Here is an 11,503-nt window from a genome sequence, read left to right as displayed (position 1 = left end):
CCGATACGCCAGTTGGCGGTTCCGACGCTGCGCGTGCGTTGCCGGTTGCGGCCCTTTTCGGTCCGCCGTGTGACGGGGCATGAAACCACGCTGCCGTCCGGCGAGACACTCAGGATCATCAGTGCGAAGGCCGCCACGTCGCTGGAGGCAGAGATCTCATTCTGCTGGTTCCCGGCGCACGGGAGCCGGCGCAGATCGTCGAAGCGCGCGATGCCGGTGAAGGCCGGTGGATGACTGCGTTGCCGATCCACGTCGACACGTTGAACCGCCAGGCGCGGGTCGAACGGCTGGCAACGGTTTCGGCATCCTGGTCGGGCGCCTTTCATCTCCGGGAGGGACGAGCAGCCGAAAACGAGCGGCCAGCCCGGCCCGGACTGCGACGTCCTCAAATCGGCGCGTTGTATGCGGCTTTGGCTCATGCGACGCGATCAACCGATCCGGCTACCATCGTCATGCCGACGGGCACCGGCAAGACGGAAACCATGCTCGCGCTCAACGCCCACCAGCGCTTCGAGAGACTACCGGTAGTGGTGCCGACAGACGCCCAGCGCGAGCAGATCGCGGGCAAGTTCGAGACCTTCGGCGCGCTGAGGCAACAGCAAGGCCTGGAAGACAAGGCAGCATTTCCCGTGGTGATGCGCCTTTCGCACATTCCGACGACCGTAGCCGAGGTGGCCGAGATCTTCGACAGCGCCAATGTCATCGTCACCACAATGCAGATCGCCAGCCGCGCCGAAGCAGCGGTCCGTGAGCAGATGGCAGCACGTGCCTCGGCGCTGTTTATCGACGAGGCTCATCACATCGGCGCCCCGACCTGGGCGCGCTTTCGGGGCCTCTTCGTCGATCGCGAGCCGCCGCTTACGATCGTCCAGTTCACCGCCACACCGTTTCAAACCGATCCGCTTCGAGGCCGTCTTCGGGCTCGATCAGGCGGACGCCGATCTCGCGATCGCGGAGAAGCTCGGCGAAGTCCTCCAGGGTGATTTGGACGCCGGCCTCAACCATCTCGCCATGGCGCGCTGCCAGACTATCGACCGCGCCAGAACCCTCCACCAGCTTTACAGCGAGCTGTACCCGGAACTTCGTCCGGTCATCGTCCATAGCCAGCAGTCGATCCGTGAACGCCGCCCAAACCTCGCCGCTCTTCGGCGCTTCGAGAGCCGGATCATCATCTGCGTGGACATGCTCGGCGAAGGGTTCGATCTGCCGGAACTGAAGATCGCCGCCCTGCACGATCCGCACAAGAGCATCGCCGTCACCATCCAGTTCGTCGGCCGCTTCACCCGCCAGGATCTACGCCTCGGCGACGCCACCGTCATCGCCAATTGTCGCTTGGCAGTTAAATGCAATAATGCGCGGCTTTAGGTTCGATTGGGCAGTTTATTTGAGAACAATTATGATCTGTTTCTCAAATTAAGTGCATTTGCGCGGAAGCCTTCGACCTACGAGATCGGGCTATCATACTCTCGGCTGCGTCAGTGAACCGGACCTTGTTTTCACTCATCATGTGACCACGAAGCATTCGGAGCATCTCCGGTCCAGCGCGCTAGACTATTGCGATCCCCGCCAGCAGGGCGGATCTCATGTAAAGTGGCATGATCTGCTTTGCAGGCGTGGGCAGGTTCTCCTGTTGCGCGGCAACGACACTGTCGATATCCGGGATGATGGCGCCGAGAACCCGGAAGAGCCAGAGGTCGTGTTCGTGCAGTATAGGTCTTGGAATGCGTCGCATCAGCAGAAGCCGAGCAATATCGGTTGGCGATGTCTAGCTTCCGATACCACATTTGGCTTCATCGTCGAGCAGCTTTTCATCGCGCAGAGCGGCGCCGCGATACTGCCGGAAGGGAGAGGGGAGTTTGCGACCGTCGACGTCGCTGAGTTGGTTCCCGCATAGAGGGCACGTGATGTACCACCCCAGCAGTTGGCTTCGCAATATAGGCGTCGGCTCCGTATGTCCTTTGCGGCAGTTCGTGCAGACCTGTATCGGACGCGTGGCAATGAGCCGATGCGATGATTGCGCGACATTTGCGAAGGTCATTCGATGCACGATGGCCGGCTCGATAGCGAACATGCTGGCAAGACGACTTTCCTGATCATCGCTCAGAAGGAGGTCGGTTGTCCGTAATGAGGATGCCTCCGGCAGACAATGCCGCAGCATGGCCAACGGTGGCACCGCGTAGAACGCGGCATGACGGATTATCCAGGACGACAGGAGTTCGTCGGTGACAGGTGACAACCTCACCGGCAACTGACGCATCATGCAAACGCCGCCTCGGCCTCGACCTCCTCGAACTCCGGGCCGAAGAAGTTGCCGGTGTACCGGTCGCCGCCGGTCAGCCCGCCTGTGGTGCCGACGCCGCTGACATCGGTGCCCGAGAACCCGTTGCCGTCGATATCGCCCTCCAGCGTGGCCAGGCCGGTCAGCGTGGTCGTGAGGGTGTTGTCTTCGAAGTCGGCCGTTGCCGTCATGGTATTCGACCAGGCCGCGACCGCGCCATCGCCGTCCGCGGCCGCGGCGCGCACATTGCCCGCGATGGTGAACCGGTTGGCGTTCGCCGATCGAGAGTTGCCGGGCTTCGCTTGCAGGGCCAGATCGGGGCCGGTCGCCAGGTAGAACACGCCCTGCGCCCGCCTGATCACAAAGTTGCCGCCTCCCCGGCTCACCGTGCCGTAGGGCGTGGTGTCGGTTATCACGGACTCTCCCGCAATATCTTCCGCAGGAGTGTCTGCGATCGTGTAGATCCCGGCCGTCGTGTCGGTGTCGGGGGTCACGTACTTGTCGACGAGTAACAGGCGCGCGCTGTCATCGGCGGAGTCGGTGAAGCTGCCGATGCCAATGCTGCGCGCCGCAAACGCCGGCTGGGCCAGGCGCTCCGGGGTCTCGCGGTAGGCGACGGCCGCCCGGCCGGTGTTCCCGACCGTGATGAAGTCCCCGAGCCGCCCGGTCACGACCTCCTTGCCGTCCTCGGTCTTCTCCATCTTCGGCGCGGCCGCAACGATCGTCACGTCGCCGACCCTGTAGGTCGCCTTGCCGTCCTCGTCGTAGGCGACCTTCACCTCCAGCCCGGCCGCCTCCACCGCCGCGGCGGCCTTCTCCTCGGCGATCTTCGCCTGGGCCTGCGCCGTCTCCAGTGCCGCCTCGGCCGCCAGGCGCTGCTCCACCGCCGTCGTGGCCGTGGTCGCGGCCGCCGCCCTGGCCGATGCCGCCTGCGCCGTCTCATGGGCCGTCTTCGCGGCCGCCTGCGCAGTGCCGAGCTCGGTTGTCGCGGGCGCGCCGCCATTGCCGGTTCCGCCCTGGCCGCCGCCGGTGGTGTTGCAGGCGGCGAGGTCGAGCGACAGCAGCGCCGTGCAGCACAGCAGGGCGCGTCTTGCGTTGCCGTGCGGCCGCTTTCGTTCCGCCCTTTCGCGGGTCCGGTCCGGCGCGTTTGCCTATTCATTCCATAGCCACATCCACCCCGGGGGGAGTATAACATGACAATACGTCAGACATGGGGCACCGAAGGCGACGACACGCTTCCGTGGGGGAACCCGAATGGCCTGCCCGGCGTTGATCACATAACCGGTCGCGGCGGCGGCGATACCATTCACGGCGGCGACGGCAACGACAGGATTTGGGGCGGCGACGGCGGCTCATGCGCTTCATTCAGATCGCCAGCTTCCGCGCTTCCGCCACCCCTCGTCATTCGCAAAATCAGCTGCATGAGGAAAAAATAATAGGGGATAAAAGATGAGCAGTGTAATACGTATTGTTCAAGACGGCGTAGTACGCATCTTTCAAGTCGATAACGATACGCACATTTATTATTACCACCCGGTTAATAATGACCTCTACCGTAAAATTCTGCCTGACACCGATGCCTCCTCAATAGATGAGGACTCCTTTTACCGTTCTGTCATTATCGAACAGAAGGGTAAACTGATTTACAATCCAGACGAGGGTGAAGTAAATGGCGGCAATGGCAATGATGTAATTATTGACAAGGGGTCCGACCCCATCACTATTTCAGGCAAGAAGGGTGATGACTGGCTTGTCGCCGGGGACGGTGATGACACGCTCCATGGAAACAAGGGAGACGATCGTCTCTACGGTGGCAAGGGTGATGACAAGCTCTATGGTGGTGATGGTAATGACTACCTTTGGAGTCACGCCGGAGATGATGAGCTCTATGGTGGTAAAGGTGACGACATACTCTGCGGTGACAGCGGCAATGACGTTCTGCGTGGAGGCCACGGAGATGACAATCTGAACGCCTGGACTGGTGATGACGTTCTCTATGGGGGAAGAGGGGATGACTACATCTGGGGCAGCTTCGGCGATGACACCATGACCGGAGGAGCGGGTAGGGACAAGTTTATGTTCAGGACCACTGTCAACCCCTTTCTTGGTAATGAAGGTGATGACATCATTACGGACTTCGAGGTGGGGAAAGACAAACTGGAGTTCCACTACTTTACCCTTTTAGGGAGTAAAGTAGGCACTACGACGTTCGAGGACCTCACCATCAAGAACAACGCGGACGGCCATGCGGTGATAACCGGCTATGGCGACATTAGCGAAGTTATCGGGGGTCAGTTCATCGAACTCCGTAGCAGCGTCACACTGGAAGGCGTGGATGCATCGGAACTGACCGCGTCTGATTTCATTTTTGTCGGGTAATGGGATGAAAGAGAGTAAATGACATCCGTTCTTGTCCGCAACAACAGGGTCGTCAAGACCATCGCGACTTCACGTCCGCTTACGACTGCCGAGAAAGCCAATGGCGGGAAGCGTCGACTCGTTAATGACGGGTCGATGTCATCATCGGCGGACCGGGGAGAAGATCCGGGTCTGGCTGGCGACCCGCCCCGTCGACTTCCGCAAGGGACATGACGGGCTGTCGGCGGTGGTGCAGACGGTGCTGGGTCACGACCCCTATAGCGGCGCGGTCTTCGCCTTCCGCTCCAGGCGAGGCGACAGGATGAAGATCCTGGTCTGGGACCGCACCGGGCTGGTGATGGTCTACAAGCGCCTGGAGGGCGGCGGCTTCCAGTGGCCGCGCCCCTCGGACGGGGTGATCGGACTGTCGCCGGCGCAGTTCTCGGCGTTGTTCGAGGGTCTTGACTGGGTGCGTTGCTCTAACTGAGGAGGAGACAGAAGGTGGAAGTCCTTTACGGTGAAGGTTTGGCAAACCACACCGGCCCCGAGTCATGCGCGGCTGGCCGCGAGGCCATTCGTGAAGCGTTGACAGGGATGCGCATAGGCCAGCCATTGAGTGGCGAAAGACTTCAAATTCGGGGTGCCGATGCTTTCCAGTCTGCAGAAGGCAATACGGAGCGGTGCGCTATGCAAGTGCCGGTCCGGCCCCGCGCCGTCGTTAGACCCTGGCATGTGCGTACGTCTCTCCTCGGGAAGCAAGAGATCTCTGTCCTGTCCGCAATCGCCGTAATGCGGGCCGCATGGTGAAGGCTGGGAGCCGTCGACCATGATGCACGGGATAGAGAAGTCAGACCGGCCCATATTACCCGTGAAACCGGCGAACAAGGCGGACTATTCTTCTGCGGAGCCGATGGAGGAAAGGGGCCGGACCGAAGGGAATGCGGTGATGCAAAGCACGGTCCGGACGCAGAGCCGGGCAGCCGTGTCACAGGCGCAGCACCGCATACGAGAAGCAGTCAACAGGAACAAACAGGAACGAATGACGGCGCTTTTCCATCATCCCGGCGTCGATGTTTTGCGCGGTGCGTTCTTCGCACTGAAGAAGCGGGCCGCCGCGGGCATTGATGATGAGGTGTGGGCGGATTATGCACGGGACATGGAGCCCCGGCTTCACGACCTGCATGCCCGCCTGCACCGGGGAGCGTATCGGGCGTTGCCATCACGGCGGGTGATGATCCCGAAGCCGGACGGCAGGCAACGGCCGCTCGGCATTGCAGCCATTGAGGACAAGATCGTCCAGATGGCGGTGGTCATGGTTCTGACGCCTGTCTACGAGGCGCAGTTCCTGGGTTTCAGCTATGGGTTCCGGCCGGGGCGCGGTCAGCACGATGCGCTGGACGCCCTTGGGTACGGACTCAAATCACGCAGTATCGCCTGGATCCTGGATGCCGATATCCGTGCATTCTTCGACACAATCAGCCATGACTGGCTGATCCGTTTCGAAACGGCACACGGGTCGAGACACTGAAGGGCACGCCGCAAGGCGCGGTGATTTCGCCATTGCTTGCGAACATTACCCTTCACTATGTGTATGATCTGTGGGTTGAGGCGTGGCGCAAGCATCACGCCACCGGCGCCATGATTGTCGTGCGCTATGCCGACGATACGGTAGTCGGTTTCCAGCACAAGGACGAGGCTGATCGGTTCCGGCGCGCGCTTGACGAGCGTCTTGCCCGGTTCGGGCTGTCGTTGAATGGTGAGAAGACCCGTCTCATCGCCTTTGGCCGTTTTGTGGCCGAAGGGCGCAAGCGGCGGGGAGAGAAGAGGCCGCAGACGTTCGACTTCCTTGGCTTCACCCACATTTGTGGCGTCAAGCGCAACGGACGTGGTTTCCAACTTCATCGCAAGACGCGGCGGCACGCCAAGCAGACCTTCATCAACAAGGTCACGCGGGAACTGAAAGCATGCGGCACCAGCCGATTGACGATCAGGGCCGATGGTTGGCCAGGGTACTGCAGGGGCATTATGCCTACTTTGCGGTACCGACCAACATCAGCGCAGTTCGTAACGTTCGCCATGCGATCAAGGTGCGTTGGTATCTGTCTCTATGCAGACGCAGCCAACGCGGCCGCCGGTTCAAATGGCGACGCATGAACGTGATTGCCAAAAGGTGGTTGCCGATGCCGCGCGTGATGCACCCATGGCCGGAACAACGCTTTCTCGTCAAACACCAGCGGTAGGAGCCGTATGCCTTAATCGGGCACGTACGGATCTGGCGCGGCGACACGGTTTGGTGTTCAGAAGGCGCGACAAAGCCGCGGCGTCAAAGTCATTCCCAACCAGAACACGACGGCCGTTCGCACTCACGATCTCCATGCGACCGAAAGTCTCGGACACATCAGCAACGACCTCCGCAGGCACGAAACCTGCTGAAGCCTGATCCCCGCCGAATTGGCTTTCACGATAGGCCTGGCGCCATCTGGAAAGCGCCGAGGTCGAAACCCCGTGACGCCGCGCCGTTGCCGTAACCGGGCCGGAAGACGAATAACTTTCTTCAACGATTGCCAGTTTCTCAGCTTCCGTCCACTGCCGGGAACGCCTGCGCGGCTTCGCTGATACGCGCGCCGCCCCGAAGGGTTCCGCTTGATTGATGCCATCGAGTTCCATGAGCCAGTCAGACATCAAATAAAACGGTGCAACAAGGCGGCCTTCCGCGAATGCTTACGATGGTTCGACGATCAACGCCACAAAGGAAGCTCGATGAACGGGCCTTTCCAGTACGTGTCCGCGCAACGATTCCGCCCGGCGGCCTTGGCCGGCACATTGCGCCATTGGCGATACGCGTGGTCCATTCTCTGTGAGATCTGCTGTTGCCCTTGCGGTCTGATCCAAAGGCAAGTAGTCAGCTTCCTTCTCGGCTTCTTAACCGCGCTGCCCAGGGGCAGGGCAGTTGAAGCAGGCCTACCGTGTAGGGAACCATCATGCCGGTCGGCGCGTGGACTTTGTCATGCTGGGGTTCTCGAGCCAGAACACCGTCATGGGGCGTTCTACTCGCAGAACCTCCACGACCGGTATTTCATGCTTGCCGCCGGGGATGACGCGACCTTTACTCGCCTTGGCAGTGGCTTTGGGAGGATATCCTGCTGCCGAAACACGGCTTCGTTTGGCCTTTCCACACAAACGGAAACTGCTGGATCGGCTGGCCAGCGTTGCTGGCGATTTGCCATGCCTTGGAAAAGGGAACGGAGGGAAGCGCACGGATCGGTCACGGAGGCAGCGCACAACCAGTATAACTACACCTCAGCTCGAATATCTCGCGGCGGCAAGGAAAGCGATCAATCAACTTGGCGCAACCGCGGACCGCGGTGAACTGCTACAATGCGCCGAAACCATCCTGAAATCCGTCCGGCAACAGCCTGTGGATGTCTCATGAAGAGCGTTACCAAACACACAAAGGATGCCTCCAAAACGAAGCAGTCCGGCGAATAACGTTACCATGACAGCAGCGCCCAAAGGCGGCGCAAGCGGTCATGCAACGCCATACCGGCTGACAGTGCGGATTCCGGAACTATTCGATCTTCTTGTCTATGAACCCGAGCGTTGCCGCATTTTCCATCAGCGTGCGCACTTTGCCGCTGTCCAGCCCGCCGGAGACTTCCGCATCGATTTCGAGTTTCAGGGATACATCGGCGCCCGGAAGCGTCGTCAACTGTTCGACGACGGCTTCGACAACCTTATGGATTTCCCGCGCAGGACGGTCGGCCGAGATCATCACGGCCCCTTGAAACCTGGTGGGATTCTTGCCTTCCCCGGTTCCGGGATCGCCAGTACCGGTTGCCTGCGTTGCCTTCTCCGCGCCGGCGGTTTCTCCGGTGAGCCGGTTTTCCGTCTCCGGAACGTCCGCTTCAGACGTATGCGCCGCAGCTATGTCAGGCTTCACGATCAGGGAATTGCCGTCGATAACGACGTTCGCGCTCATGCCCCCTGAAACCACCAGCCCCTGATAAGCCTCCTTGGCTTCATCCCAGCCTTCGGCATAGGCAAACGGCCCCGGCAACATGCCGCTTATGGCCGAATGCACCGATCGGGTCAGTACGGATCTGTTCTTCAGGCGCGGCAGATAGGTGAATCTGTTCAGGAACTCCCACAGGTCCCTGAGGCTCAGATGCGGTTTCCCGTTCCAGATGTATTTCTGCAGTTCCCTGTCCAGACGCGATGGCCCGAGTTCCGGCAACAATTCCTCATCGCTCACCAGCTCCTTGCTCGCTCGCGACAGCAACCCGTTCTGGGCCGGCACCCTGGACCACATCCATTCAAGGTCCGACTGCGCTGTCTCCTGGACAGGATAGAGCAGATGGCACCAGCTTTCCCGGAGCCGGGTGTTCAGAGTATCCATCGATTCTCTCGACCTGGCTCCGGCAAGGGCGATGTCGCTTTGCTTGAGATCGAGCCTGTCCGTGTGCGCCACAATCTCGGTCCAGGCCAGCACCGAGCGCTGCGCGGCCTTGAGATCGTCAAGCTGTCTTTGCTCGGCGGCGAGGAAGACCATCATGTTGCGGTAGACACGGGGGGTTGTTCCGCGCCGCATCAGGATGTCCGCGGCTTCGGTCAGCGCTTCGGATCCGTCCCGCCCGGTATGCGGGTGTGCGACACCCAGCACCACGGCGCGAACGCCGCCGGGCTCGTCCGGCACATCGGACGAACTTCCCGGCGCAACCTGCACGGCGTCAAAGTGCCCGCGGTCGGCAAGCCCGTTGATGTAGGCCGACAATGCCTTGTCGATTTCCATCAGAACAAGCGCTTCCTCGAACTGTCCGGCGCGATCCGCCGCGATCCGGTTGAGGCTGGCCGATGTCGAATACCAGTAGCGGCCGAGATCGCTGTGCATGAACCTGGCCTGGTTGGTCAGCCTGCGCAGCGCATCTCCGAAGATAGCCGGCCTTTCACCGGGCTGGACGACGCCGAGATTGATCTGCTTGTCATCAAGGCCCCTGTTCTCCTGGCCATGCGTCGGCGCCGTTCCCATGAAGACGGCGCGCGCCACACGCCGCGCGGCGGAGTAGCGGTTCAGGTTCGGGGCGGACTGATCGACCTTGTAGGGTGTCGAGGTGACGCCATCCACGTCGCCGGCGATGATCGACTGCCAGTTCGCGTCGAGATAATGCAGGAGTTCCGGTTCGACCCGCGCCGAACCGACCGTCACGCTTGCCGGCATGATCATCACGGACGGGTCGCCGCCCATCCACAGTTCATGGATGACCTGCGCCATCAGGCGCAGCACGCCGCGCGTGCGCTGGAATTTTTCGAGCGATCCCCAACTTGTATAGAGCTGATCGAACAGTTCGGGATGCACCGGATACGCCCTTTCCAGCTTGCGGCGGTATTCCTCGTCCGAACAGCCCCGCGGGAAATCATCGGCGTTTTCCCGGTAGAGCCTGACGAACTGTTTCAGCGTATTGTCGCGGTGACGGAACCTGTCGCCCGGAATGTCCTTGAAGAGGCGGCGCCGGACGATCTCGTAGCTCTCTTCCTGGCTCGCCGGCCGCCACGAGGATTCCACGCGGCTGAAGGTCTGTTTCAGCCTGGCGAGCGCCTCCTGGCCGCCTTCGCCGCCCACTTCGATCTGCGACGCGGGGAGAGATGCGACAAGCAGCGTGCCGGGGCTCGCCTTTACCGCTTCGGTCAGCGATTGCACGAAGGAAAGGTTCGCATCGAACGATCCCGACGGCAGGCCGTCCACCTTGTAGATTTGCCGCAGATAGGCGACCCATTCATCGATCAGGATCAGCGTTGGCGAGAATTTCCCGAACAGTGCTTCGAGGAGGTTCGAACCGGGCGCGATGCCGTTCGCATCGTTCTCGGCAACCATCTCAAGACCGGCCGTGCCGCCCAGTTGCCAGGCAAGCTCGCCCCAGGTCGTGCGGATGCTCCGCCCGCCTTCGAGTTCGATGACATCCAGCGGCCCGCGCGAGGTGCCCACCAGCACGGCGCGGTTGATCCTTTCAGGCACGCTCAGTTCGTGCCGGGAGAGCAACTGGTCGAGACCCGGCAAGTCCTGCACCGGCGTGTCGCTTGCCATGTGATAGAGGGCCAGCATGGAGTGGGTCTTGCCGCCGCCGAAATTGGTCTGCAACTCGACGACGGGATCGCCGCCGCTGTCATTCAGGCGCCTGGCCGCGCTGACGAGAAGGTTGCTCAGCCCCTCCGTCAGATAGGTGCGAGCGAAGAACTCCGTCGGGTTCCTGTACTCCGACGGCGCGCTGCCGTTGTGCACCTTGGCGAGGTCGGCGGCGAACTCGGCCTGCCGGAACTCGCCGGTGGCGACATCCTGGTGCGGCTCGACGACATCCCGCCAGGGCAGCAGGCCGGACACGGTTTCGACATTGATGTCCGAGCGCTGCGTCTTTCGACGCTCCTCATTGCGGGCAAGTTCCGCATACTTGACGCGCAGAACCGTATCGCGGGCATGGCCGATCCTTTCCGCAATCTCCCTTGCGCTGACCGCCTCCAGGAGCCGACGCATCGTGTCGAGCGCGCGCTCGGCATCGTCATAGGTGAATGTCTCGTTGTGCGAAAGGCGGTTACGGACCTCCAGCAGTTCCGACACATAGGAGCGTTCCTGATGTCCGAGCGCAGTGCCGAAAGCCTCCTTCCACAGAAACATCATGGTCTTCAGCAAGCCCTGCTGATCCCAGTTGATGCCGCCATCCGCCGTGGCGCGCAGGCCCTGAACCCGATCCGCCAACTCAACCTGCCAATGGCCTTTCAGTGCGCTTTCAAGCCGCTTTTCCACGAACGGCGTCAGTCCCTCGGGGAGCAGTTCCATGCCGTCAAAGATGTGCTGGCGTGTACTTTTCGCCATGATCT

General features: G+C 61.2%; 11 protein-coding genes and 1 pseudogene. 7 read left to right on the top strand and 5 right to left on the bottom strand.

The features are described from left to right. Positions 1-12 precede the first annotated feature (12 nt). The 3 genes from E4M07_RS29630 to E4M07_RS29620 are packed head-to-tail and all read left to right on the top strand — an operon-like array spanning position 13 to position 1,365. Positions 13-234: a hypothetical protein gene (locus E4M07_RS29630; RefSeq protein ID WP_246660608.1), complete on the top strand. Its 222-nt coding sequence runs from the start codon at positions 13-15 to the stop codon at positions 232-234. Then, positions 231-983, top strand: a complete 753-nt coding sequence (locus tag E4M07_RS29625; protein ID WP_246660607.1) for a DEAD/DEAH box helicase family protein — start codon at positions 231-233, stop codon at positions 981-983. Before E4M07_RS29630 ends, E4M07_RS29625 begins: the two co-directional genes overlap by 4 nt. Before the next feature lies 1 nt (position 984). Continuing rightward, entirely contained in the window at positions 985-1,365 is a 381-nt protein-coding gene (locus E4M07_RS29620) for a helicase-related protein (protein ID WP_246660606.1), read from the top strand. A 181-nt stretch (positions 1,366-1,546) separates the two neighbouring features. Here E4M07_RS29620 and E4M07_RS29615 read toward each other — a convergent pair whose 3' ends face one another. The 3 genes from E4M07_RS29615 to E4M07_RS25485 are packed head-to-tail and all read right to left on the bottom strand — an operon-like array spanning position 1,547 to position 3,162. Then, positions 1,547-1,732, bottom strand: coding sequence for a hypothetical protein (locus E4M07_RS29615; protein ID WP_246660605.1), 186 nt, complete (start codon positions 1,730-1,732; stop codon positions 1,547-1,549). A 33-nt stretch (positions 1,733-1,765) separates the two neighbouring features. Further along, on the bottom strand, positions 1,766-2,260 hold the full coding sequence (locus E4M07_RS29610; protein ID WP_246660604.1) for a TniQ family protein: 495 nt from the start codon (positions 2,258-2,260) through the stop codon (positions 1,766-1,768). Then, on the bottom strand, positions 2,257-3,162 hold the full coding sequence (locus E4M07_RS25485) for a transferrin-binding protein-like solute binding protein (protein WP_136661247.1): 906 nt from the start codon (positions 3,160-3,162) through the stop codon (positions 2,257-2,259). The genes E4M07_RS29610 and E4M07_RS25485 overlap by 4 nt, the downstream gene beginning before the upstream one ends. Before the next feature lie 309 nt (positions 3,163-3,471). Here E4M07_RS25485 and E4M07_RS29905 point away from each other — a divergent pair, with 309 nt between their 5' ends. From E4M07_RS29905 to E4M07_RS25470, 4 genes and pseudogenes are all read left to right on the top strand, one after another. Next, on the top strand, positions 3,472-3,714 hold the full coding sequence (locus tag E4M07_RS29905; RefSeq protein ID WP_169054389.1) for a hypothetical protein: 243 nt from the start codon (positions 3,472-3,474) through the stop codon (positions 3,712-3,714). Positions 3,715-3,727: 13 nt separating this feature from the next. Then, positions 3,728-4,657 carry a calcium-binding protein gene (locus tag E4M07_RS25480; RefSeq protein ID WP_136661246.1) on the top strand — a complete coding sequence of 310 codons (930 nt, stop codon included), beginning with the start codon at positions 3,728-3,730 and terminating at the stop codon, positions 4,655-4,657. Positions 4,658-4,781: 124 nt separating this feature from the next. Beyond that, complete coding sequence (gene tnpB, locus E4M07_RS25475; protein WP_136661245.1) at positions 4,782-5,123, top strand: IS66 family insertion sequence element accessory protein TnpB; 342 nt, start codon at positions 4,782-4,784, stop codon at positions 5,121-5,123. Between the two features lie 339 nt (positions 5,124-5,462). Continuing rightward, positions 5,463-6,790, top strand: a pseudogene (locus E4M07_RS25470) (reverse transcriptase domain-containing protein). 69 nt (positions 6,791-6,859) lie between these two features. On the opposite strand, the gene E4M07_RS25465 reads toward E4M07_RS25470, so the two are convergent. Together E4M07_RS25465 and E4M07_RS25460 are read right to left on the bottom strand one after the other, a co-directional pair. After that, positions 6,860-7,303 (bottom strand): transposase, encoded by a 444-nt coding sequence (locus tag E4M07_RS25465; protein ID WP_136661244.1) that lies wholly within the window; start codon positions 7,301-7,303, stop codon positions 6,860-6,862. Between the two features lie 901 nt (positions 7,304-8,204). Further along, the gene (locus E4M07_RS25460; RefSeq protein ID WP_136661243.1) at positions 8,205-11,498 is read right to left on the bottom strand and encodes a DUF499 domain-containing protein; all 3,294 of its coding nucleotides are present in this window, start codon (positions 11,496-11,498) and stop codon (positions 8,205-8,207) included. Between the last annotated feature and the right edge of the window lie 5 nt (positions 11,499-11,503).

It is taken from the genome of Nitratireductor sp. XY-223 (assembly GCF_004959855.1).
Lineage (GTDB): Bacteria > Pseudomonadota > Alphaproteobacteria > Rhizobiales > Rhizobiaceae > Hoeflea_A.
The sequence above is the reverse complement of the archived record's forward strand: the minus strand, read 5'-3'. Positions and strand labels throughout refer to the sequence as shown.